This window comes from Citrobacter sp. Cc139, from assembly GCF_030334645.1.
Classification (GTDB): domain Bacteria; phylum Pseudomonadota; class Gammaproteobacteria; order Enterobacterales; family Enterobacteriaceae; genus Citrobacter; species Citrobacter werkmanii.
The window spans coordinates 234,041-258,971 of record NZ_JAOWDM010000075.1 but is presented as its reverse complement, the minus strand read 5'-3'; the positions used below and the strand labels follow the sequence as shown (position 1 = coordinate 258,971).

Genomic DNA, 24,931 nt, shown 5'->3' with positions numbered 1-24,931 from the left:
TCTCCGTCAGCAAAAAGGTAATAATTCTCACTTACAATTAGAAATGCCTTTGGAGATACTCATGTTCGCGAAGACTCGGTTGGCGCTGTTGGTAGGATGGGTGACCGGCAGCGTGGCTTTTCCTCTGCTGGCGCAGGAAACAACAAAAAACGATACGGTCGTTGTCACCTCGCAAATGCAGAGCGGGGCCACGAAGCTTGCCACGCCGGATATTGAAACCCCGCAATCGGTATCCATCATTACCCGCGAACAGTTTGAAGAGCAGGGCGCAACCAGCGTGCGTCAGGCCGTTAGCTATACGCCGGGGGTATACAGCAATCAGATTGGCGCCTCCAACCGCTTTGACTACATTGTGCTGCGCGGCTTCTCCGATGGCAGCCTGGACAACGTCTATCTCGATGGTCTAAAGATGATGGGCGACACCAACTCACACAGCTCGCTGGTGGTCGATCCGTGGTTCCTTGAAGATATCGAAGTGGTGCGCGGCCCGGCTTCCGTGCTGTATGGCCGTTCCTCTCCGGGCGGTATTGTGGCGCTGACGTCGCGTAAACCGTCGTTTGACGCGGGTGGGGAAGTTAAGCTGTTTGCCGGCAACAATAACCAGCGCGGCGCGGCGTTTGACGTCACCGGAGCGCTGGATGATAACGATCGTGTGGCGGCGCGCCTGAGCGGAATGACGCGTTACGCGGACTCGCAGTTTGGCCCATTAAAAGAAGAGCGTTACGCGCTGATGCCCAGCCTGACCTGGCGCATCACCGACCAGACGCGTCTGGATCTGATGGCCTATCTGCATCGCGACCCGGAAGGCGGTAGCCACTCCGGTCTGCCTTATGACGGCACCGTGGTTCCGCATTACGGGCAAAAGATCTCTAACACCTTTTACGAAGGTGAGGATGATTACGACAAATACGATCGCCGTGAAAACATGGTGGGCTACAATATTGAGCACATGTTTGATAGCGGCTGGTCGGTGCGGCAAAAGCTGCGCTATCTGCATACCGACGTTGAACTGAACCAGGTGTATGCGGCGGGCTGGTTGAACGAAACCGAGCTTAATCGCGGCTATTCCGGCTCTGATGAAAAAATGTCGGCGATTACGCTGGATAACCAGCTCGACGGCAGCTTTGATACCTGGCAGGTCAACCATCGTCTGCTGGTGGGCATTGATTATCAGGATCGCAGCAACAATACCACCGGCTACTACGGCGCATTCCCGCCGATCGACGCTTTTAACCCGGTGTATGGCGCGAAGCCGGATTATATCGACATGTATGCGCGTGAGAAGCACAAGCTGCGCCAGACGGGCTACTATTTGCAGGATCAGATGTCATGGGATCGCTGGCGTATTACGCTCGGTGGTCGCTACGATCAGGTCAGCGTTTCTAACATTGATAAGATCAACGATACCCGCAGCGATCTGGATAAAAACAACTTTAGTACCCGCGCCGCGTTGCTCTATTTGTTCGATAACGGCTTTGCGCCGTACGTGAGTTATTCCACCGCCTTTACGCCAACCAGCTTTGCCGATGAGAATGGCAATCTGCTGGAGCCGATGAAAGGCAAGCAGTGGGAAGCGGGGCTGAAATATGAGCCGGAAGGGCTTAACAGTCAGTTCAGCGCGTCGGTGTTCCGCATTAATCAAACCAATATCGCCACCAAAGAAGAGCCGACCGATCCGTACCGCTCGATTGGGGAAATTGAATCTGAAGGGGTGGAGCTGGAGGCGATTAGTCAACTGACGGACAGCTTCCGTCTGCAGGCGGCATATACCTACACCGACATCCGCTACAAGAAAAGCAGTGCGGAGGAGCAGGGCAAGCGTGCCGTATATGCACCACGGAATCAGGCCAGCACCTGGCTGAGCTACGATGTGAAAAGCGGCCCGCTGGATGGTCTGACGCTCGGCTCGGGCGTGCGTTATGTCAACGGAATCACCAGCGATCGTCTGAATACGCACACCCTGCCATCTTATACGTTGGTGGATATGGCGATTGGCTACGATTTAACGAATATCGGAATTAAGGGACTGAGTGCTCAGTTGAACGTCAACAACCTGACCGATAAACGCTACGTTGCGGCCTGTAACTCGCTCTCATACTGCTACTTCGGCGCTGAGCGCAGCATTGTCGGCAGCGTATCCTGGAAATTCTGATGCTTTAGCCGGATGGCGGCGCTGGCACCTTATCCGGCCTACTGTAGTGTGTAAATTGTAGGCCTGATAAGCGCAGCGCATCAGGCATAGTGGATTGCGGCTATTGCGTAAAACCGTTTTGCATACAAATCTGCGCGCTGGTTCTCAGAGTGAAGGCGATTTTGTCTGGGTACTGGCTGTAATAGTTATGCTCTTCTTCCAGCCCTTTCGCCTGCGCCAGACGTACCGTTTCCAGTGAGCAGGTACGGTAGACCAGATCTTTATTCATATTGATCTGCTTCTCGCGCTGTTTGTCCGCAGACAGCGCCAGCCAGCTCTCTGACAGCGAGTAATCGTAGACTACCCGATTCCCTTTCGCCTGCACGTTCTCGATAGTAATGAATTCGTCGATTTTCAGTCTCGGCTGCCCACGCATTTTTTTCTTATCTTCTGCGGCGGCATATTGGGCCAGGGTATTAATATCCATACTGGCTATCTTCTGTTTATAAGTCTCGACATAGGCGGCGGGTTGCTGATAATGCTGAGCGTAAGCATTTCTTAATTCCCCGTCGCTCATCGTACAACCCGCCAGAAACAGAGGTAATAGCAGTGCCAGTTTTATTTTAGTCATAATGCTGTCCCGTTTATTATTGGATGCAGTCGCCCATAACATAATAGAAAATGAATGATCACAGGTGATAGTTAAGGTTGTATAAACCGGGGCGCGAAGGCACAAGTTCAATAGTCTTAAAATAGCGGAACAGGCGGGAAACCCTGCCAGAATTGGCAGGGTTATTAAAAATTAATGGCCGATCATTTTAGCCTTCGGGATCAGCTGGAAATACATGTGCTCGGGCACCGGCGTATCCCAGACCTTGGCGTAAACCGCATAGCCAATGGTGGCAAAAAGGATACCCAGCACCAGGATAGTCATGACAACGCCTGACAATGCCGTTTGCCGCCATAACGATTTGCCGTTTCCTTGTTCCCCCGCAGGGGTGTGCAGTGAAAAGCTCAGCGTAGAGGCTACCGGGCAGGATTCAACGCAGGTCATACAACCGGTACATTCCACGGTACGCACCTGAATCAGTCGATCGACCGGGATAGTAGACGGGCAGTTTTTCGCACATTTCCCGCAGTCAATGCAACTGTCTGCATTACGCCGGATTTTAAACGGCGAGAGCAGAGAGAACAGGCCAAGCAGTGCGCCATAAGGGCACAGATAACGGCACCAGGCATTGCGAATAAACACGCTCAGGACGCTGATAATTATCAGGAAAATAAGTGTGGCGGAGCCGATATGACGAAAGAAATCGAGCATCTTCACGTCAATGATCATGCCATAGGCCGACATCAGAAAGTACTGGATTCCCTGGGCGGGCATCGACAGAGCGATATACAGAAAGAATCCCAACAGCAGATACTTCAGACTGAGCAGTGGGATATCCAGCCAGCGCGGCAGCGTGAAATTGCGACCCAATACTTTTTTTCCCAGAGTACCAAGCAGTTCGGAAAGCGTGCCAACCGGGCATATCCACGAACAGAAGGCTTTTTTTAACAACAAGCTAATCAGGATAAACGCAACTAACAGCAGCATGGAGGCGGCATGGATGGGCGGGAGAAAACCGGTCTCCAGCGTGTAGCGGATATTCATCAAACCCGCGATCGGCAGCCACCCCTCAATACCGCCGGGTCTTGGAATATAGACGCTGGTACCGGCAGTTTCAAAATAGCGGACCCAATAATAAAACGTCACGCCAATATAGATATTGCTGGCCAGCAGGAGAAACTGGGTGGCTTTTCGCCAGGTACTGGCGTTACGCCAGTCATTCCACGGCAATTTGCCTCCGGTTGTGCCTGGGCGGCGCTGCCAGCGCGTGCTCTTTTTCCCGTTCATGGTGTTACACTATCCCTCATATTTCCCCTCCCACATTCAGAAGGCGTCATCATCGGGATATGCTAGCGCTATTCAGATTTGGTGTATTTGATTTGCATCTTATTAAGCGGCTGTTATTTTTATAGCGCCAATAGGCCTGAATAAAAATAACAGCCCGATACTTATCGCAGGTCAGATAAATACCCTTAACGGGGTATTTATTTCTCCGTGGGAAAATAGGTTATTCCTGAAATATCTCTACGCGGTCGCGGCCATTACTTTTCGCCAGGTACAGTGCCCGATCGGCTTTATCAACCAACTGCTTGTAGTCAGGATGGTAGTCATATTCGGCGATGCCAATACTGACGGTGACAGAAAATACTTCTGTCGCTGAGGCCGCCATGCGCATCTCGGCAATTTTCATACGCAGCGTTTCGAGGATAATACTGGCCTGAGACTGATCTGACTCGACAAGCAGTATCATAAATTCTTCACCACCGTAGCGGAACACGTAATCGCTACTGCGAATATGATCATAAATAACCGCCGCGACGTTTTTGAGCGTCATATCACCGGTGTTATGCCCGTAGTTGTCGTTAATTTGCTTAAAGTAGTCGATATCCAGCATCGCCAGGGTAAAGGGCTTCCGGGTATGTAACGCCAGCGAGATCTCACGGCGCATAATGGTCGGGATAAAGCGTCGGTTAAGTAATTGAGTCAATGAGTCTTTACCATTTTCCTGCTTGACCAGCGCGTCGAACATTGAGGCGAGCAGGAAATGGATTTTTGCCGAGAGCTGGCGTACATCCTGCAACAAGCTCATCCGTTCAGGCTCTGTCGCCTGATGCTGATGCGACAGCGTGGTTGTCAGGCGGTTGTCGATTTCCGCAATCAGCGACTCCATTTCTTTCAGCAGATTGCTGTTGCCCAGAATGTATTTTCCCTTATGCGCGAACCACATACCAAAATCAGAATTCGCCAAAAGGACCAGCTCACCGAAAGGCATTCCGGTGGCGATGTTATAGATAAACTGATTTTCCCAGTCGGTAAATGAACGTATTTGCCGCTCGCGTTCGACGTTGACGTCATCGTAAATGGTCTGCAGGCGATACTGTTCCTGGGTATGCAGTGAGTTTTGATAGCTGGGGGAATAGGAGACGGTCATGGCCTCCAGGGCGGTATCCATTGCCAGACTGCTGAAACAGATGGCATCGCTCAGCAGGGCGGGCGAGTATTCCGCTTTCTTTTTCAGGACCCGATACAACTCATCTTTCAGCTTGCGCGCGCCGCGATTAACCAGATCGATAGGCAGCCCGATGCGGGCATGCACCACGCCAATTTTGCGCTGTTTTGCCAGCAGTTGTGAGAGGTCTTCATTCGCGCTACCAAGTACGCTGCGTAGCCAGTCAAACATACTGCCGCTGAGACGGGTGCTGACCTGTTCTGTATTGAGGAACAATGCGCTCTCCGCATGGGAGAGCATATAGTCATAAAAAACGCTCACTAAATGGCGTATCTCTTCGTCGCTTAATGATGTCAGGATCGTATGAACTTCAGGGGATGTTTGACGTAACAACGCCTGCCATTCTGTAAGGAGTAATGTGTCGTTTACCGGAGCAACCTGTTCCATCTCACTGCCACTCAAAATGCGATTTAAAATTCAGGCGGTATTACGGACAATTACGTCACGATGGTCAAGTTAAACTCGCTTAACGATGGCTGATACCTTCATAAATAAGCCTGAGCGCGAAAACGCCGATAATGGCGCCTATCACCCGGCTGGCAACCCGCTGGATTCGACCATACGCACGGCGTACGGCGGGCAAAGAAAACGCCTGGCTGAGAAAAATACGCCAGATAACGGAAGACAACACAATACCTGCCCAGGCCATGAGCCTCGCCCACGTAGGCGTTTCTGCGCTGAGGGTGACAGAGAAGATACTAATAAAAAACAGAACGGTTTGCGGATTAGATAAATCCGTTAATAACCCGCGGCGGAAAAATACATACCAGGGGGCGGAAATCGGCTGCTGTAACGTTGGCATTTGCGGTGTAGCCTGATGGCGAACACTATTCCAGGCAAACCATAGCAAGTAGGCGCCGCCGACAATTTTAATCAGTGAAAATATCTCTTCGCATTGGGTAATCAGCGTCGCCATGCCAAAGAGCCCGAGGCCGGAGTAGAACGCATCGCCTAAGGCCACGCCCAGACCGGTCATCACCCCTGCGCGTCGTCCTGACGCCAGGCTGGTTTGCACCACCACGAACAGGTTAGCGCCAGGATTAAAAAAGGTTAAAACAAACAGGCTGATGGTAAGTACGACGGCGTGTAAAGGTTCCATAGACAACGATTCCATTAGTAAGAGCGGGCCTGGGGCATGCTTAGACTGCTAACACTATAATTTTAGCGCGCTCGTCATTCTGCGTATTTACTCACACTGTATTGTGAAATGCGCCTAAATTTGCCAATAGCGTCTACGCCTGGTTTCTGTAACCCAGCTGCGCCGGATAATGCCGCGGCGTGGGATCTTCTGTTATACGCGATACGCAAAATATCTTTATATTTCCGCCAGCTCTGGATCTTTTTTGCGGCCTGAACTACTTATTAATCATCCTTGACTCGCATGGCGAATGTTCAGGGGGCGATGATGGCATATATAACAAAACCTGGAGCTTTTATATGAAAACTGGAATTAAAGTACTTATTGGTGCGTTAGCTTTTGTTGTGTCCAACGCGTATGCCGCGGAATTTATGACGAAGGTTGAGTTTGAAAAGGTTGAGTCGCAATATACCAAAATCGGTGATATTTCAACAAGTAATGAAGTATCAGCCGCTGATGCGAAAGAAGACCTTCTGAAGAAAGCCGAAGAGAAAGGCGCAGATGTGGTGGTATTAACCTCCGGCCAAACGGACAATAAAATCCACGGTACAGCCAATATTTACAAGAAAAAATAATGCGCGGTACTGAAAGATAACATACCCGCCAGTCATTGCACTGGCGGGTTTTCTTTTAGCCTGCGCCAGAACGTAGTTCTGCTGATACCCAGGTATCGCGCAGCCGCGGTTTTATCGCCATTGAATTGCGCCAGCACCTGCTGCGGCGTCAGTGATGAAGTGACCTGCGGTGGAGCAGCAACAGCGGCCAGTTCAGGTAATAGCTGCTGTAGAAATTGTTCGTTCAGCGCCGGCTGCGGTTCGACGCTTAAAAACAGCGCCAGACGCTCCATCATATTGCGTAACTCGCGGATATTTCCCGGCCAGCCATAATTGAGCAGCGTAGGCTGGCTCAGGGCTAATCCCTTACGCACGGGTTCAGAAAACGGTACATCCAGTTCTGCCAGCGACTGTTTTAAAAAGCCTTCCGCCAGCGGCAGAATATCGGGCAGCCGCTCGCGTAGCGGCGGCAGTTTAAGGCGCAGAATGCTCAGGCGATAAAACAGATCGGTACGAAATTCTCCCTGTTTCATCTCTTGTTCCAGGTCGCAGTGCGTGGCGCTGATCACCCGCACATCGACCGGAATCGGCTGATGTCCACCGACCCGGGTGACCTCTTTTTCTTCCAGTACTCGCAATAACCGGGTTTGTAACGGTAGCGGCATTTCGCCTATCTCATCAAGAAACAGCGTCCCGCCGTGGGCAATTTCAAACAGGCCCGCGCGTCCTCCCCGGCGGGAGCCGGTAAATGCGCCATCCTCATAGCCGAACAGCTCCGCTTCCAGCAATGATTCGGTGATTGCCCCGCAGTTGACGGCAACAAACGGCGGCGAAGGTTTTCCGCGCCGATTCTCCTGACGCGTAAAATACTCACGATGAATAGCCTGCGCCGCCAGCTCTTTACCTGTGCCGGTTTCACCCTGAATCAGCACCGGCGCACGCGAACGGGCGTAGAGCATAATGGTGTGCCGCACCTGTTCCATTTGCGCAGAGTGACCGCGCATATCTCCCAGCGCATAGCGGGTGCGCAGCATATCGCCAGAGGCGTATTGCCCGTTTCTGCGCAGCGTCAGACGGGTCATATCCAGCGCGTCGACAAAAGCCTGACGCACGGTGGCCGCCGAATAGATAAAAATGCCGGTCATGCCCGCTTCTTCCGCCAAATCGGTAATCAACCCCGCGCCGACCACCGCCTGGGTACCGTTGGCCTTCAGCTCGTTGATTTGTCCACGGGCATCTTCTTCGGTGATATAGCTGCGCTGTTCGAGCTGCAAATTGAAGGTCTTTTGAAAGGCGATTAGCGCGGGGATGGTTTCTTGATAGGTAATGACGCCAATCGATGATGTCAGTTTTCCCGCTTTCGCCAGCGCCTGTAGTACGTCAAACCCGCTGGGTTTAATCAGGATCACTGGGATCGATAAACGGCTTTTCAGATACGCGCCGTTGGAGCCTGCCGCAATGATGGCATCGCAACGCTCGGTGGCCAGCTTCTTACGGATATAGGCCACCGCTTTTTCGAAACCCAACTGAATAGGGGTAATGGTCGCCAGGTGGTCGAACTCCAGACTGATGTCGCGAAACAGTTCGAACAGGCGCGTGACCGAAACCGTCCAGATAACCGGTTTGTCATCGTTCACTCGCGGCGGAAGATGCGTATCAGCCATAAGCAACCCAAAAAGTAAGGAACCGAGTATAAGGGTTTAGTTGTGTTTCATAAATGTTGCAATGAAACATTCAAGTCGGTTTCATGAAACGATAGCTGACACGCTTTTGTGCAATAAAAACACAGACTCTAAATGTAATCATCTGATTCAAAAAGTAAAAATTGAATTTGCACAAAGTTACGGTCTTTGGCATATCCCTTGCTTTAGGTAAATCAACGAATGGTAACAAGTTGATAACAAGAGGACGGATATGTCTCTACACTCTCCAGGGCTGGCGTTTCGCGCCGCGCTCAGCAAAGAAAACCCATTACAAATCGTCGGCACCATCAACGCCAATCACGCTCTGCTGGCTCAGCGTGCCGGGTATCAGGCGATTTATCTCTCCGGCGGCGGCGTTGCGGCGGGGTCGTTGGGTCTGCCGGATCTCGGTATTTCTACCCTTGATGATGTACTGACCGATATTCGTCGTATCACCGATGTTTGTCCGCTGCCATTGCTGGTGGATGCGGATATTGGTTTTGGATCGTCGGCGTTCAACGTGGCGCGTACCGTGAAGTCGATTGCCAAAGCCGGGGCCGCCGCGCTGCATATTGAAGATCAGATCGGCGCCAAGCGTTGCGGGCATCGTCCGAACAAGGCGATCGTCTCTAAAGAAGAGATGGTCGACAGGATCCGCGCCGCCGTGGATGCCCGCACCGATCCCAACTTTGTGATTATGGCGCGCACTGATGCATTGGCGGTGGAAGGGTTAGAGGCGGCTATCGATCGTGCCCAGGCGTATGTCGAAGCGGGGGCTGACATGCTGTTCCCGGAAGCCATTACCGAGCTGGCGATGTACCGCCAGTTTGCTGATGCGGTGCAGGTTCCGATCCTCGCTAACATTACCGAATTTGGCGCCACGCCGCTGTTCACTACCGATGAACTGCGTAGCGCGAACGTCGCCATGGCCTTGTATCCGCTGTCTGCTTTCCGCGCCATGAACCGTGCGGCTGAACGGGTCTACAACGTGCTGCGCCAGGAAGGCACGCAAAAGAGCGTGATCGACATTATGCAGACGCGCAACGAACTGTACGAAAGCATCAACTACTACCAGTTCGAAGAGAAACTCGACGCGCTGTACACAAAAAAGTAACCGTCGTAGGCCGGATAAGGTGAAGCCGCCATCCGGCAATAAATTTGTACCCTACATATTATAAAAATGACGAGGACAACATGAGCGACACAACAATCCTGCAAAACAACACGCATGTCATTAAACCTAAAAAATCGGTTGCGCTGTCAGGCGTCGCCGCCGGAAATACCGCGTTATGCACCGTGGGTAAAAGCGGTAATGACCTGCATTATCGCGGCTACGATATTCTCGACCTGGCGCAGCAGTGCGAATTTGAAGAAGTCGCGCACCTGCTGATCCACGGGAAATTACCTACCCGCGACGAGCTCACCGCCTATAAAAACAAACTTAAAGCGCTGCGCGGCTTACCCGCAAACGTGCGCACCGTGCTGGAAGCGCTGCCTGCCGCATCCCACCCGATGGATGTGATGCGCACCGGCGTCTCCGCGCTGGGCTGTACGCTACCGGAAAAAGAGGGGCATACCGTTTCCGGCGCGCGCGATATTGCCGACAAGCTGCTGGCGTCCCTCAGTTCGATCCTTTTGTACTGGTATCACTACAGCCATAACGGCGAGCGCATTCAGCCGGAAACGGATGATGATTCCATTGGCGGACACTTCCTGCATCTGCTGCATGGTGAAAAGCCGTCGCAAAGCTGGGAAAAGGCGATGCACATTTCACTGGTGCTGTATGCCGAGCACGAATTCAACGCGTCCACCTTCACCAGTCGTGTGATTGCGGGAACCGGCTCCGATATGTATTCCGCGATTATCGGCGCGATTGGCGCGCTGCGTGGGCCGAAACACGGCGGGGCGAATGAAGTTTCGCTGGAGATCCAGCAGCGTTATGAAACGCCGGATGAAGCCGAAGCGGATATCCGCAAACGCGTGGAAAATAAAGAAGTGGTGATTGGGTTTGGTCACCCGGTTTACACCATTGCCGACCCGCGCCATCAGGTGATTAAACGCGTGGCGAAACAGCTTTCTCAGGAAGGCGGTTCGCTGAAAATGTACAACATCGCCGACCGTCTGGAAGAGGTGATGTGGGAAACCAAAAAGATGTTCCCTAACCTCGACTGGTTCTCGGCGGTCTCCTACAACATGATGGGCGTTCCGACCGAAATGTTCACTCCGCTGTTTGTTATCGCCCGCGTGACCGGCTGGGCGGCGCACATCATCGAACAGCGCCAGGACAACAAAATTATCCGACCCTCCGCCAACTACACCGGCCCGGAAGATCGCGTATTTGTACCGATCGAAAAGCGTTGCTAATTAAAACCTCTAAATATAAAAACAGGAGTTGTACCCTATGTCCGCACATATTTCGAACGTTCGCCCAGACTTTGACCGTGAAATCGTTGATATCGTTGATTACGTTATGAATTACGAGATCACCTCAAAGGTGGCGTACGACACCGCGCATTATTGCCTGCTCGACACCCTTGGCTGCGGCCTGGAAGCGCTGGAATATCCGGCCTGTAAAAAACTGTTAGGACCGGTGGTGCCGGGGACCGTAGTGCCGAACGGCGTTCGCGTACCGGGCACCCAGTTCCAGCTTGATCCGGTGCAGGCGGCGTTTAACATCGGCGCGATGATCCGCTGGCTGGACTTCAACGACACATGGCTGGCCGCGGAATGGGGCCATCCTTCCGATAACCTCGGCGGCATTCTGGCGACGGCTGACTGGCTGTCACGCAACGCGGTAGCGGCGGGGAAAGCGCCGTTGACCATGAAAAAAGTGCTGACCGGGATGATCAAAGCTCATGAAATTCAGGGCTGTATCGCACTGGAAAACTCCTTTAACCGCGTTGGTTTGGATCACGTTCTGTTGGTAAAAGTCGCCTCCACGGCGGTGGTCGCGGAGATGCTTGGGCTGAGCCGGGATGAAATCCTCAACGCCGTTTCGTTGGCGTGGGTCGACGGCCAGTCGCTGCGTACCTATCGTCATGCGCCAAATACCGGCACGCGTAAATCCTGGGCGGCAGGCGATGCGACCTCCCGCGCGGTACGTCTGGCGTTGATGGCAAAAACGGGCGAGATGGGATACCCGTCTGCGCTGACGGCGAAAACCTGGGGCTTTTATGACGTCTCCTTCAAAGGGGAATCGTTCCGCTTCCAGCGTCCGTACGGCTCTTACGTGATGGAAAACGTGCTGTTTAAAATCTCCTTCCCGGCTGAGTTCCACTCGCAGACTGCGGTAGAAGCGGCAATGACGCTGTATGAGCAACTGCAGGCCGCGGGTAAAACGGCGGCGGATATCGAAAAGGTGACCATTCGCACCCACGAAGCCTGTATCCGCATCATCGATAAAAAAGGCCCACTGGATAACCCGGCGGATCGCGATCACTGCATCCAGTATATGGTCGCCATCCCGCTGCTGTTTGGGCGTTTAACCGCGGCAGATTACGAAGACGGCGTGGCGCAGGACAAACGCATTGATGCCCTGCGCGAGAAGATCACCTGCTTCGAAGATCCGGCCTTTACCGCCGATTATCACGACCCGGAAAAACGCGCCATTGCTAACGCCATCACTCTCGAGTTCACCGACGGTTCACGTTTTGAAGAAGTGGTGGTGGAGTACCCAATCGGTCATGCGCGCCGTCGCCACGACGGTATGCCGAAACTGGTCGAGAAGTTCAAAATCAACCTGGCGCGTCAGTTCCCGACCCGTCAGCAGCAGCGCATTCTGGATGTCTCCCTGGACAGAGCCCGCCTGGAGCAGATGCCGGTCAATGAGTATATGGACCTTTATGTAATCTAAACCTGCGTGCGGCAAGGCGTAAGTTCAACAGGAGAGCATTATGTCTTATAGCGAGTTTTATCAACGTTCGATTACGCAACCGGAGTCGTTCTGGGCCGAGCAGGCCCAGCGCATTGACTGGCAGCAGCCGTATACGCAGGTGCTGGATCACAGCAACCCGCCGTTTGCCCGCTGGTTTTGCGGCGGCAAGACCAATTTGTGTCATAACGCCATCGACCGTTGGGTGGAGAAACAGCCTGAGGCGCTGGCGCTGATTGCGGTGTCATCGGAAACCGAAGAAGAGCGTACCTTTACCTTTCGTCAGTTGTACGACGAAGTGAACGTGGCGGCGGCAATGTTGTTGTCTCTGGGCGTACAGCGCGGCGACAGGGTATTGGTTTATATGCCGATGATCGCCGAGGCGCATATTACGTTGCTGGCCTGCGCGCGCATTGGGGCGATCCATTCGGTGGTGTTCGGTGGCTTTGCCTCGCACAGCGTGGCGGCACGTATCGACGACGCCCAACCGGTGATTATTGTTTCGGCGGATGCCGGCGCGCGCGGGGGCAAGATCCTGCCGTATAAAAAGCTGCTCGATGATGCAATCAGTCAGGCGCAGCACCAGCCGCGTCATGTGGTATTGGTCGATCGTGGTCTGGCGAAAATGGCGCGGGTAGAGGGGCGCGACCTCGACTTTGCCGCGCTGCGCCAACAGCATCTTGGCGCGCGGGTGCCGGTGACGTGGCTGGAATCGAATGAAACCTCCTGCATTCTCTATACCTCCGGGACAACCGGTAAACCGAAGGGCGTCCAGCGTGACGTTGGCGGCTATGCGGTCGCGCTGGCAACCACGATGGATACCATTTTCGGCGGTAAAGCGGGCGGCGTGTTCTTCTGCGCGTCGGACATCGGTTGGGTGGTTGGGCATTCGTATATCGTGTATGCCCCACTGCTGGCGGGGATGGCGACGGTGGTGTACGAAGGGCTGCCAACGTATCCGGACTGCGGCGTGTGGTGGAAGATTGTTGAGAAGTATCAGGTTAGCCGGATGTTCTCCGCGCCAACGGCGATCCGCGTACTGAAGAAATTCCCGACCGCGCAGATCCGCAATCACGATCTCTCCTCGCTGGAGGTGCTGTATCTGGCTGGGGAACCGCTGGACGAACCGACCGCCAGTTGGGTAACGGAAACGCTGGGTGTCCCGGTTATCGATAATTACTGGCAGACCGAATCTGGCTGGCCAATTATGGCGATCGCCCGTGGGCTGGACGACAGGCCGTCGCGGTTGGGCAGCCCTGGCGTGCCGATGTATGGCTATAACGTGCAGTTGCTCAATGAGGTCACCGGCGAACCCTGCGCAGCGGATGAGAAGGGTATGCTGGTGATTGAAGGGCCGCTGCCGCCAGGGTGTATTCAGACCATCTGGGGCGATGACACACGGTTCGTAAATACCTACTGGTCGCTGTTTTCTCGTCAGGTATACGCCACTTTTGACTGGGGCATTCGCGATGCCGACGGCTATTACTTCATCCTCGGTCGGACGGATGACGTCATTAACGTCGCCGGACATCGACTGGGTACGCGTGAGATAGAGGAGAGTATTTCCAGCTATCCAAACGTCGCAGAAGTGGCGGTGGTCGGCGTGAAAGATGCACTGAAAGGGCAGGTGGCGGTTGCATTTGTCATTCCGAAGCAGAGCGATAGCCTGGAAGACCGTGACATCGCGCATTCAGAAGAGAAGGCGATAATGGCGCTGGTGGACAGCCAGATTGGTAATTTTGGCCGTCCGGCACACGTCTGGTTTGTGTCGCAGTTGCCGAAAACGCGCTCCGGTAAAATGCTGCGTCGCACCATCCAGGCAATCTGTGAAGGCCGCGATCCCGGCGATCTGACGACCATTGACGATCCGGCGTCGCTGCAGCAAATTCGCCAGGCGATCGAGGAGTAGCCGTTATTAATTGGCCCGGTGGCGCGATGCTTACCGGGTCTGGTTTCTAATCGACTTTCTTATACGGTCCGTGATAGTAATCAAACGGCGCATAGATTGTATCCGCCACAAAAGACAGCGGCACATCGACAAATAGCAGCGCTAAATCGAAATAATTATAATCGTAAGCGCCTGGGTTTTTAAGTTTAGCCATGTCGTGGTGCGTACCCACATAATAGGTATTCGAATCCTCGCCTTCCGTGCGCGCATTAATGCTGCCACATCCTGAAAGTAATGCGCTGATCAAGAACGCCATTACCGCAACCGTCTTTCTGCTCATCCTGTGACCTGGGTTTACCGTCTCGTTTACCATAGCAGGTTAAAAGCGGCTTTTTGCCCGCAAAACTTAAACCACCGGGTCAGGACTCATAGAGTGAGAATTGCACGTTGTAGGCCGGATAAACCACGTGAGTGGTGCATCCGGCAAAGAGGCTTTTACAGCGCGACGCTTTCGCGACGACGCAGCAGGGAAAATGGCCCCGGTCCACTTAGGGTAAATACGGAAATCAGCGTGAAGCTCAGCGCAATTATCCCCAGCACCAGATAAGCCCCCTGGAAACCAATGTTCTCATACATTTTCCCGGCCAGAACTGACATGAAAATCATTGCCAGCTGTTTGAAGAAACAGAAACACACCAGGTAAATCGTGGCCGAGAAACGCACTTCAAACTGACTGGTGATGTATTTGAAGCAACCGACAATCAGGAACGGTATCTCGAACATATGCAGCGTTTTGAGGATAACGACTTCCAGCGCCGTGGTGGCGAATGATGAACCAATGATCCGTACCGACATGATCGTACCGGCCAGCAGCAGGGCGTTCTTTCCGCCGATGCGGTTCACGATCAGCGGAGCAAAGAACATGATCGAGGCGTTGAGTAATTCTCCCATGGTTGTGACGTAGCCAAACACACGGGTGCCCTGTTCGCCAGTGGCAAAGAACGAAGTAAAGAAGTTGGCGAACTGCTGGTCAAACACATCATAAGTACAGGAAACGCCGACCACGTACAGGGAGAGAAACCAGAGTTTTGGTTGTTTGAATAATTCCAGCGCCAGCTTCAGGCTGAATGCTGAGTTGTTGGCGCCTACCGCATCCGCGACTTTTGCAGAAGAGGGGGCATCTGCTTTTGAAAAGAACAGCAGCAATGCCAGAATGACCGCACAGCCAGAACCTAACCAGAAGACAAACTGGTTATTGATGGTGAACATAATTCCTGCAATCGAGGCGCACAGCGCCCAGCCCACACAGCCAAACATGCGTGCGCGACCAAATTCAAACTTGCTTCGGCGGCTGGCCTTTTCAATATAGGCTTCAATCGCCGGAGCGCCGGCATTGTAAATAAAGCCAAGATAAATCCCGCCGACAATCGACCCCAGTAAAATATTAACCTGCAATAGCGGGCCAAAAACGTAAATAAAGAACGGGGCAAACATTACCAGCATTCCAGTAATTACCCACAGCAGGTGTTTTCGCAGGCCAAGCTTATCGGAAAGTAGTCCGAAAACAGGCTGGAATAATAATGAAAACAGTGAAATACAGGCGAAAATGATCCCAGTGTCACCTTTACTGATATGGTTCACATCGTGTAACCAGATCGGAAAGAAGGGGAAATAAGCACCCATAATGAAAAAGTAAAAGAAAAAGAAAAAGCCGAACATCCAAAAGTTAGTGTTTTTTAAATAATACATGACAGACTTCCTCAGGAAAAATAAGGGCAGGTCATAACCTGCCCATTATTATTATGTTTAACCCCAGATAACCTGGTAGTGATAACGTCCGGCACTCAACAAAAACTCCGGCGACACGGAAGGACTCCATGAATCATCGCCGCCGACACCCATATGGAAGCCATCAATATTGAGCCAGGTACCCGCCTCCGGTTGCAGCAGATGACGGTGGCTGGTTTCCATTAGTTGCTGTTGGCTAAAGCGGCTGATGTTGAACAGGAAGTCGCCACGCCATTGATGCGTGCCGTATCGCAGTTCGCGCGTGCCGCAGCGCAGACCGTTTTCGCTCGGGAAAACATACGGGGTGTACATCTCATCGAGTGACAGATCCCAACGGTCAAAACAGGCGGCGCTCAGGCGATCCGGGTAGTTCTCATGTGGGCCGAGACCTAACCAGTTCACACGCTCGGCGACCTGCGACAGCTGGCAGCTCAGGCCAATACGCGCCGGATGCGGCGTGCCGCTGGCAACATCGACATCCACCGTTACCTGCATCTCGCCATGACCGTTGATACGATACGATTTACGGCTGATAAACAGCGTTTCACCCTGATACTGCCACGCATGTTCGGTGGTAATCAGTACTGCGTTGCTGAGCGCGTCGGCAGCGCAGTGCAGTAACGTTGCTGCAACCTGATAATGACCGGCGGCCTTCCAGCGTTCAACCCAGGCATTCGGGTCAATGCGGGTTGACTCGCTGACGCCGATGTCGTTGTCCAGCGGCGCGCGGGTGAACTGGTCGGTCAGTGGGGATAACAACTGGGCTGTATCATCAAGCCAGTATTGTGTCAGCAGGCCAGACCGACGGTCGAATTGCCAACGCTTGTTGTCGTTCTCCACAGTAAAGCTGTTTTCGCTAACGTTGAGCTGTGGCGCGGTGCGGACAGTTGGCAGCCGCGCCAGGCTGAGTTTCTCTTCCAGTTTCCACTGCTGCCAGGCGCTGATGTGCCCGGCGTCTGACCAGGCGGTGGCGCGAGGCTGTTCCACGCGCACCGACAGCCACAGTTGGCCTGCGGTTTCCGGCATCGGGCAATCTGGTAGGGTAATCACCTGGCGGCCCTGCGGGGCAATATCCAGAACGATTTGTCCGGCGGCCAGCGGGTTGCCGTCCTGGGCAATCGACCAGTGCAGAACTTCGTTATCGCTGCGGCGGAACAGATATTCGCTGGTCACTTCAATCTGGCGTTCAGCGCCCGGCAGTAACGTAAACTGGAAAAACTGCTGTTCATGTTTGGCCTCGTATAACGCCGGATGCGGGGTGCGATCGGCGAACACCAGTCCGTTCATGCAAAATTGACGATCGTTAGGCGTGTCGCCAAAGTCGCCACCGTAGGCTGACCATGCCTTGCCATTATCATCATGTTTAATCAGCGATTGATCCACCCAGTCCCAGACAAACCCGCCCTGCAGGCGCGGATACTGACGAAATGCCTGCCAGTATTTGGCGAAGCCGCCGAAACTATTGCCCATCGCATGGGCATATTCACAGAGAATGAGTGGACGCTGCTCGCCGGGCATCGACAGCCACTTTTTAATCGACCATTTAGGTACCGCCGGGAAGGGCTGATCCTGATCGATGCGGGCGTACATCGGGCAAATAATGTCGGTCGCCGCGGTATTCGCGCCGCCGCCTTCGTACTGTACCGGGCGTGAAGGGTCTTCTGATTTTATCCAGCGATACAGCGCGTCGTGATTGACGCCATGACCGGATTCATTGCCCAGCGACCAGATGATAATGCTCGGATGGTTGCGATCGCGCTGCACCATGCGCGTCACGCGCTGGCTCATGGCAGGCAACCATGTGGGATCGTCGCTCAGGCGATTCATTGGCACCATGCCGTGGGTTTCGATATTGGCTTCGTCGACCACGTACAGACCGTAGCGATCGCACAGGGTGTACCACAACGGATGGTTCGGGTAATGGGAGCAGCGCACGGCATTAAAGTTGTTCTGCTTCATCAGCAGAATGTCCTGCACCATCGTCGCCTCGTCCATCACCTGACCGTTGACCGGATGGTGCTCATGACGGTTGGTGCCGCGAATCAACAGCGGCTTACCGTTTAACAGTAGTAGGCCGTTTTTGATATCAATCTGACGAAAGCCGACGTCACAGGCTTCTGCTTCAATCAGCACTCCATCCGCGTTATGTAATTGCACTACGGCACGGTACAGATTGGGCGTTTCAGCACTCCACAGCGCTGGCTTTTCGACGTTCAGCCGCAGGGTAACCCGGTCATGATAAGCGCCGCGTTCATCAATAATCTCGCCGCCGAGTGGGGAGGTCGTTTCATCAGTCAGCGTTTCAGCTTCCCACAATTGCAGGGTAACGCGTAAATCTTCGCTCGCGTTGCCCGCCACTCTGACTTCCGCTTCCAGCACGGCGCGGCTGAAGTCATCGTTAAAACGGGTGTTAATGCGCAGGTCGCTGATTTGCGTGGTGGGCTTATGCAGCAAAGATATGTCGCGAAAGATACCGCTCATGCGCCACATATCCTGGTCTTCCAGATAGCTGCCGTCGCTCCATCGCAGCACCATCACGGCCAGGCGGTTTTCGCCGCGCAGCAGATAATCGCTCAGATCGAATTCAGACGGCAGACGACTGTCCTGACCGTAGCCGACCCAGCGACCGTTGCACCACAGATGAAATGCGGAATTGACGCCGTCAAAAATAATGCGCGTCTGACCTTCATCTAACCATGCGTCTTCGATATTAAATGTGAGCGAGTAACATCCCGTTGGGTTCTGTGCCGGAACGTACGGGGGATTAACCGGAATCGGGTAGGTGACGTTGGTATAAATTGGCGCGTCGTAACCGTCCATCTGCCAGTTAGAGGGGACGTTGATAGTGTCAGCCTGTGGCAGAACGCTTGTCAGCCAGCTTTCCGGCACAGCCTCCGGCGCGGGAAACCACGCGAATTGCCACTGGCCATTCAGCGAGCGTAACTGAGTTGAGCGTTGATTAGTTCGCGCATCATCTGCTGAGCGCCAGCTACAGAAAGGTGGGTGCGCCTCCAGGCGGTTGAGCTGCGTGACGCCGGGATTTTCCCAGTCGCGGCGGGCCAGAACAGCGGAGAGTGAATCTGTGTTCAGGTTCATAACTATATCCTGTTTGAATTTGTTATTCGCTCACAATTTCAATCAAGATACGGATAACCGCTCCCGGCTGTAAAGGGTGGGGCGTTTAATGAGTGAACTGACTCACACAATTGTTATGCGTTCACATTTTAGGTGTGAGCTGAGAAACTTGCCGCGCAAGCTGGATGAGTGAATCCGCCAGCGCCTGGGGAGAGGTGGTTTGCGTATCGGGAGGCAGAACCGTTTTGCGCTTCACCAGGGTTACGGGCAGCAGTTGGTTGCCCACGGTTGATTCGCCATGGGGAAGTTGCAGCAGCCTGTCGACGCTGGTTTCACCCAATAATGGAAAATCCTGCCTGATGGTGGTCAGCGGTGGAATGTAGCAGGCGCTGTCTTCTGTGTCATCGTAGCCGATCACCGAGATATCCATCGCCACCCGCAGGCCGAACTCGCTGATTGCCCGCATCGCGCCCAGCGCCATTTGATCGTTAGCAACCAGCATAGCGGTGGGGAGATTACCGCTATTGAGCAGATGCAGTGTTTGCTGAAAACCAGACATCGCGCTCCAGTCGCCTTCCAGCTCCGCGACGGGTTGCAACTGGTAGTACGCCAGATATTTATGCCACCCCGCATGCCGAAGCCTTGCCGAAACCGAAGTGTGCGGCCCGCTCAGCAGGGCGATACGCTGATGTCCGTTCTGCACCAGATGTTCAACGCCAAGGCGTGCGCCGTCATCATGGGAGAAAATCACGCTGTTAATTGGCGTCTGGTCAGAGACATCGAGAAACAGCACCGGCACCGTACCGCAGGCGGCAGCCACGGCAATGGCGTCTTCTTCATCCAGCGGATAGTTAATGATAAGTCCGGTTACGCGTTGGGAAAGCAGGTTGTGGACCGCGGCTTTGCATGCTTCAACGCCGCTGCGCTCGACCATGGCGATCACCACGCTGGCACCGGACTGGTCGGCGCGGGATTTTATGGCGGCAACGATTTGTGAAGGGGCGTGCAGGGCAAGATTCGCCGTCACGACGCCAATCAGCGACGTCTGTTTACCAGCCAGTTGCTGTGCGACGCGGTTAGGGATGTAATTGAGTTCCGCCATCGCGGCCTCAACTTTCTGTCGGGTTTTTGCAGAAACGTGGCTGGCCTGATTTACGACGCGCGAGACGGTCTGGTAAGAGACTCCTGCATGGTCTGCCACATCGTATAGCGTTACCGGTTTCACGTTTATCACCCCTGTCATGATGTTTTCTATGCGCTATGATGCCACAGCGGAACGGTTTTGGGGGATTTGCGCATGGGTTCTGCGAGGCGCATTCCAGGGTTGCGTCTCTGGCAGCGGAGGATTTATCGTCGTGATTATTAACAGAATAAAAAAGCGAGGACATCGTGAGCGACGTTGCGGCAAACAACATTCTGTCCATCTACCGACGTCATGCGGATGCCTTTGCCAGCCAGCGCTCACGCGCCCTGTTCGAGAAAAGCTGGCTGGATAAGTTCATCACCGTGATGGGCGGGCAGGGCAGTATTGTGGATATTGGCTGCGGGAATGGTCAGCCGATTGCCGGGTATTTTATCCAGCAAGGTTTTCAACTCACAGGGATTGATGGTTCCGCAGCGATGCTGGCCCGTGCCCGGCAATCCTTTCCCGCGCAGCGCTGGCTGGAGCAAGATATGCGCGAGTTGGTACTTAACGAGACGTTCGACGGCCTGATTGCGTGGGACAGCTTTTTCCATTTAACCCAGCAAGACCAACGAAAGATGTTCCCGATCTTTGACCGGCTTAGCCATCCCGGCAGCGCGCTGATGTTTACCAGCGGTACCGGGAACGGCATTGCGATGGGGCAATTTGAAGGCGAGCCGCTATTTCACGCCAGCCTCGCGCCGGACGAATACCGCGCATTGTTGTCAGCGCATGGCTTTGCGGTGGTCGAGATGGTGATGGAAGATCCGGAATGCGCAGGGCACACGGTGTGGCTGGCGAAAAAAAGCTAAATGCCGCGAAAGGTTTTGCGCCATTCGGCGGGGCTGACGCCGAAATGAGATTTAAAATGCTGACGCCAGGTGACAGGCGACTGAAAACCGACCTGTTCGGCGATGCGTTCAACGGGCAACTGACTGGACTCCAGTAACGCCTGGCTGCGGCGAAGACGCTCGACAATCAACCACTCTGCCACGCTCGATCCGGTGGCTTTCATAAAGTGACGGGTTAACGTGCGACGGCTCATCATCAGCCGCTGCGCCAGCGCATCGATACTATGCTGCTCGTGGATATGCAGGCGTAAATAATCAAGCAGGGCATTGATGCGCTGATCCTGGGTATTTTTCGCCACCGGCTGTTCGATAAATTGTGCCTGACCACCTTCGCGATGCGGCGGCACAATCATCCGCCGCGCAATCTGATTCGCTGCCGTGCTGCCAAAACGTTGGCGGATCACGTACAAACAGCAATCCAGCGCGGCGGCAGTGCCTGCTGAGGTAATAATACCGTCGTCATCCACATACAGAGCGTTGATATCCAGACGCGCCGCCGGGAAGCGGGCCTGAAAATCCTGCTCGAACTCCCAGTGCGTGGCAGCCCGTTTGCCATCCAACAGACCGGCATAGCCGAGGACAAATGCGCCCAGACACAGCCCGACAATTTGCGCGCCGTTTTGTCGGGCGCGGTTGAGCGCATCAAGCAACCCCTGCGGCGGGCGATGTGCGGTAGTGCCCCAGTAAGGGATTACCACGATGTCGGCAGCCTCCACCGCTTCATAGCCATGAGCTGCGTTAATCGAGAAACCGTCCTGCGAGGAAACAATACCGGGCTGTTCGGCGCACAATTGCACGTCGAAGCGCTTTTTCGCCGCTACTTTGTCACTGAAAATGATGCACGGCACCGAGAAGTGAAACGGGCTGAAATCTTCCACGGCGACAATAGCGACGGTAAGCGGCTGCATACGATTCCTCTGCGGATATTAAAACGTCAGGGTTTCACCATCTTCCGGCACGTTGACGCATTGCGCAATCTGGTTGTCGCTGGCGTATGACTTCAGCGCGGCGCGGGTCAACAAACAGTGGTTTATCGCCTCCATATGCGTGGCCACAATTTGTGCGTTGGGAAGGGTGAAGTGGGTTTTTAGTACATCTTCTGCGCCCATAATAATTGGGCCAAAACCGATAACGTGGGCAAAACCGGCGTTCAAAATCACCACGTCCGGTTGGAAAGTCAGCATGTTGGCTTCCACTTCGTCACGCCAGATAGTGTCTCCAACCAGATACAGCGTTTTTTCCGCCGGATGCTGAAAGATTACCCCGCAGGCATCGCCTAAACGTTCCGCCATTTGCGGGATGGCGTAAGCGCGATCTGAGCCATGCTGGCCGCCGGTTTTACGCAGGATGATGTCGCCCAGGGTGGTGTTGTGCGTCAGCACGATCAGGTGTGTGAAACCCTGATCTCGCAGTACCTGCGCATCTTGCTCATTTTGCACGTAAATCGGTTTGTCTTTCGGCACGACGCGTGCTGCAACCTCATCCCAGTGATCTTCATGCAGGTGGGTCACGATCAGCGCGTCAACGTTGAGCAGGGTGTCGATATCGACGGGCAGATCAACGGTTGGGTTGCGGATCTCCGCACGTGCCGTTCCGGCAAAGCCCGGATAAGCACTTTTTGCCGCCAGCATTGGATCGATTAGAAAGGTCTTGCCGCCAAAGGTGATGCGCTGCGTGGCGTTGCGGATTTGCGTGATGTTCATGGTGTTTGCTCCACGTGTTGGGTCAGTGGTGTCATCGTAGAGTGTTGTGCATAAGTTGAATGTGGGCAAATGGGCGACTAGCGATGGGATTGGGCCAAAAGAGTAAGAATAATTTAATTTAAAAATACAAGAAATCCTAAAATGCAATAGGAATGAAGTGAAACAGCACCTAATGTCTTTACTTTTGTTTACATTTTGTGCTTTTTTAAAATGGTCGGCTGTGCTTTGCAGTCAGGTTCGCTTTCGTACTTTTTTGGAGGGTGGGGTGAAGTTCAGGGATGAAAGAAAGTTGGCATTACTGATTGGGATGTTAATTTTGCCCTTCACAACTGTTTCTGCCGCACCACTCTCTCCTGCGGATCGTAATACCATTCAGCAGCAACAGCAGCAGTTACTTAATGAAAACCAGCGCCAGCGTGAAGAGCTGGAGCGTAGCGTTACGTTGCCTGTAACCGTAACGCCGAAAACACCAGCCCGGGCTGAAGGGCCGTGTTTTATGATTTCGCGCATTGATATTGATGGCGCAACGAAGTTGTCCGCCGCTGCCTCGGCAAAGCTTATCGCGCCGTGGGTGAATCAATGCCTGGATATTCCCCGTCTGACGGAACTGACAAATGCGATTTCCGACTGGTATATCAGCCGAGGCTATATCACCAGTCGCGCCTTTTTAACCGAACAGGATCTCTCCTCCGGGGTGCTGCATATCGCGGTGCTTGAGGGGAAATTGCAGCAAATACGTCTGGAAGGCGTCCCATCGCGCACTCTGCTGATGACCTTTCCCGGAATGGAAGGAAAAATTCTCAATCTGCGTGACATTGAACAAGGGATGGAGCAGTTGAATCGGGTTCGCCAGACGCCGGTGGAAATTGAAATTTTGCCGGGCAGTCAGCAGGGGTTCTCAATAGTTAACCTCACCGCCACGCCAGAATTTCCACTCAATGGTTCAGTAAGTTTTGATAACAGCGGGCAAAAGAGCACCGGAACCGGGCAACTCAGTGGCGCATTATTTTTCAATAATATGCTCGGCCTGGCAGATAAATGGTTTATCAGCGGTGGACGCAGCAGCGATTTTTCCAGTAGCAAAGATGCGCAGAACTTTGCTACTGGCGTGAGTATTCCTTATGGCTACGGACTGCTTGATTACAGCTACAGCTGGAGTAACTACCTCAGCACTATTGATAACAATGGTTATGCCTGGCGTTCCACTGGTGATAGCGAAACCCATCGATTGAACGGATCCTGGGTTTTGTTTCGCAATGGTGATGTCAAGACCGCTGCATCGCTGGGTCTCACGCATCGAATTAACCGTAACAGATTGAATGATGTCCTGCTGGAAACCAGTAGCCGCAAGCTTTCCAGTGTTTCGCTGGGTATCAACCATACGCAAAAAATTGCTTCTGGCGTTGCGACGTTTAACCCTTCATTCACCCAGGGCGTGCCGTGGTTTGGCGCAGAGGATGACAACGATAAACAAGGGGATGTGCCAAGGGCGGAATTTCGCAAATGGAGCGTCAATGGCAGTTTTCAGCGCCCGTTGGCAGAAAGAGTGTGGTGGCTCAGCAGCGTCTATTTTCAATGGTCTGTGGACCGACTCTACGGCAGTGAACGCCTGACGCTGGGCGGAGAAACCTCAGTTCGCGGTTTTAAAGAACAATACATTTCTGGAGATAACGGCGGCTACTGGCGCAACGAAGTGAATTATTCGCTGTTTACGTTGCCGGTATTCGGACAGATTGGCGCGATGGCGGCATTCGACGGCGGCTGGCTGAAACAGGATAGCGTTGACAGGTATGCCTCCGGCACGTTGTGGGGGGCTGCGCTGGGATTAACCAGCTCAGGGCGCTGGTTCTCCTCTCAGTTTACCGTAGGAACGCCAGTTAACTATCCGGACTGGCTAGCCCCGGATCATCTCAATGTGTATTACCGCGTTGCGGTGGCATTTTAAGGA

At 53.6% G+C, this 24,931-nt stretch carries 19 protein-coding genes; 8 read left to right on the top strand and 11 right to left on the bottom strand.

Translation table 11 applies throughout. The annotated features are described in order from the left end of the window. The first annotated feature begins 43 nt into the window (after positions 1–43). Positions 44–2,152 (top strand): ferrioxamine B receptor FoxA, encoded by a 2,109-nt coding sequence (gene foxA, locus OGV69_RS09415; RefSeq protein ID WP_114140322.1) that lies wholly within the window; start codon positions 44–46, stop codon positions 2,150–2,152. A 100-nt stretch (positions 2,153–2,252) separates the two neighbouring features. Here the strand turns inward: foxA and OGV69_RS09410 are convergent, their stop codons facing one another. The 4 genes from OGV69_RS09410 to OGV69_RS09395 all read right to left on the bottom strand — a co-directional run bounded on the left by OGV69_RS09410 (position 2,253) and on the right by OGV69_RS09395 (position 6,349). Beyond that, positions 2,253–2,762: a hypothetical protein gene (locus OGV69_RS09410; RefSeq protein WP_069323898.1), complete on the bottom strand. Its 510-nt coding sequence runs from the start codon at positions 2,760–2,762 to the stop codon at positions 2,253–2,255. Between the two features lie 171 nt (positions 2,763–2,933). Beyond that, positions 2,934–4,028, bottom strand: coding sequence for a 4Fe-4S binding protein (locus OGV69_RS09405; RefSeq protein ID WP_069323899.1), 1,095 nt, complete (start codon positions 4,026–4,028; stop codon positions 2,934–2,936). Positions 4,029–4,248: 220 nt separating this feature from the next. Next, positions 4,249–5,637 (bottom strand): diguanylate cyclase, encoded by a 1,389-nt coding sequence (locus OGV69_RS09400; protein WP_038637972.1) that lies wholly within the window; start codon positions 5,635–5,637, stop codon positions 4,249–4,251. Between the two features lie 79 nt (positions 5,638–5,716). Continuing rightward, positions 5,717–6,349 carry a LysE family transporter gene (locus tag OGV69_RS09395; protein ID WP_038637976.1) on the bottom strand — a complete coding sequence of 211 codons (633 nt, stop codon included), beginning with the start codon at positions 6,347–6,349 and terminating at the stop codon, positions 5,717–5,719. A gap of 338 nt (positions 6,350–6,687) precedes the next feature. Between OGV69_RS09395 and yahO the strand changes: the two genes are divergently transcribed. Then, the gene (yahO, locus tag OGV69_RS09390) at positions 6,688–6,963 is read left to right on the top strand and encodes a DUF1471 family periplasmic protein YahO (RefSeq protein WP_006685820.1); all 276 of its coding nucleotides are present in this window, start codon (positions 6,688–6,690) and stop codon (positions 6,961–6,963) included. A 32-nt stretch (positions 6,964–6,995) separates the two neighbouring features. Here yahO and prpR read toward each other — a convergent pair whose 3' ends face one another. After that, positions 6,996–8,606, bottom strand: a complete 1,611-nt coding sequence (prpR, locus tag OGV69_RS09385) for a propionate catabolism operon regulatory protein PrpR (RefSeq protein WP_069323900.1) — start codon at positions 8,604–8,606, stop codon at positions 6,996–6,998. A gap of 250 nt (positions 8,607–8,856) precedes the next feature. Between prpR and prpB the strand changes: the two genes are divergently transcribed. The 4 genes from prpB to prpE all read left to right on the top strand — a co-directional run bounded on the left by prpB (position 8,857) and on the right by prpE (position 14,404). Beyond that, the gene (prpB, locus tag OGV69_RS09380) at positions 8,857–9,738 is read left to right on the top strand and encodes a methylisocitrate lyase (RefSeq protein ID WP_069323901.1); all 882 of its coding nucleotides are present in this window, start codon (positions 8,857–8,859) and stop codon (positions 9,736–9,738) included. An 80-nt stretch (positions 9,739–9,818) separates the two neighbouring features. Further along, positions 9,819–10,988 carry a bifunctional 2-methylcitrate synthase/citrate synthase gene (gene prpC, locus OGV69_RS09375; protein WP_069323902.1) on the top strand — a complete coding sequence of 390 codons (1,170 nt, stop codon included), beginning with the start codon at positions 9,819–9,821 and terminating at the stop codon, positions 10,986–10,988. A gap of 37 nt (positions 10,989–11,025) precedes the next feature. Then, positions 11,026–12,477 carry a bifunctional 2-methylcitrate dehydratase/aconitate hydratase gene (locus OGV69_RS09370; RefSeq protein ID WP_042310272.1) on the top strand — a complete coding sequence of 484 codons (1,452 nt, stop codon included), beginning with the start codon at positions 11,026–11,028 and terminating at the stop codon, positions 12,475–12,477. Positions 12,478–12,517: 40 nt separating this feature from the next. Then, positions 12,518–14,404, top strand: coding sequence for a propionate--CoA ligase (gene prpE, locus OGV69_RS09365; protein ID WP_199950743.1), 1,887 nt, complete (start codon positions 12,518–12,520; stop codon positions 14,402–14,404). A gap of 46 nt (positions 14,405–14,450) precedes the next feature. Here the strand turns inward: prpE and OGV69_RS09360 are convergent, their stop codons facing one another. The 4 genes from OGV69_RS09360 to OGV69_RS09345 form a co-directional block, all read right to left on the bottom strand. Beyond that, positions 14,451–14,723, bottom strand: a complete 273-nt coding sequence (locus OGV69_RS09360; RefSeq protein WP_069323905.1) for a YceK/YidQ family lipoprotein — start codon at positions 14,721–14,723, stop codon at positions 14,451–14,453. Between the two features lie 155 nt (positions 14,724–14,878). Beyond that, positions 14,879–16,132, bottom strand: a complete 1,254-nt coding sequence (locus OGV69_RS09355; RefSeq protein ID WP_069323906.1) for an MFS transporter — start codon at positions 16,130–16,132, stop codon at positions 14,879–14,881. A 57-nt stretch (positions 16,133–16,189) separates the two neighbouring features. After that, entirely contained in the window at positions 16,190–19,267 is a 3,078-nt protein-coding gene (locus tag OGV69_RS09350) for a beta-galactosidase (protein WP_069323907.1), read from the bottom strand. A gap of 121 nt (positions 19,268–19,388) precedes the next feature. After that, entirely contained in the window at positions 19,389–20,480 is a 1,092-nt protein-coding gene (locus OGV69_RS09345) for a LacI family DNA-binding transcriptional regulator (protein ID WP_141700239.1), read from the bottom strand. 155 nt (positions 20,481–20,635) lie between these two features. Between OGV69_RS09345 and OGV69_RS09340 the strand changes: the two genes are divergently transcribed. After that, positions 20,636–21,241, top strand: coding sequence for a class I SAM-dependent DNA methyltransferase (locus OGV69_RS09340; RefSeq protein WP_069323909.1), 606 nt, complete (start codon positions 20,636–20,638; stop codon positions 21,239–21,241). Here the strand turns inward: OGV69_RS09340 and OGV69_RS09335 are convergent. Together OGV69_RS09335 and OGV69_RS09330 are read right to left on the bottom strand one after the other, a co-directional pair. Beyond that, positions 21,238–22,188 (bottom strand): GlxA family transcriptional regulator, encoded by a 951-nt coding sequence (locus OGV69_RS09335; protein WP_069323910.1) that lies wholly within the window; start codon positions 22,186–22,188, stop codon positions 21,238–21,240. The two genes, OGV69_RS09340 and OGV69_RS09335, sit on opposite strands and share 4 nt — an antisense overlap. An 18-nt stretch (positions 22,189–22,206) precedes the next feature. Continuing rightward, positions 22,207–22,983, bottom strand: a complete 777-nt coding sequence (locus OGV69_RS09330) for an MBL fold metallo-hydrolase (RefSeq protein WP_069323911.1) — start codon at positions 22,981–22,983, stop codon at positions 22,207–22,209. A 307-nt stretch (positions 22,984–23,290) separates the two neighbouring features. Between OGV69_RS09330 and OGV69_RS09325 the strand changes: the two genes are divergently transcribed. Beyond that, a complete protein-coding gene (locus tag OGV69_RS09325; RefSeq protein WP_233618230.1) occupies positions 23,291–24,928 on the top strand; it encodes a ShlB/FhaC/HecB family hemolysin secretion/activation protein in 1,638 nt (545 codons plus the stop codon). Positions 24,929–24,931 lie beyond the last annotated feature (3 nt).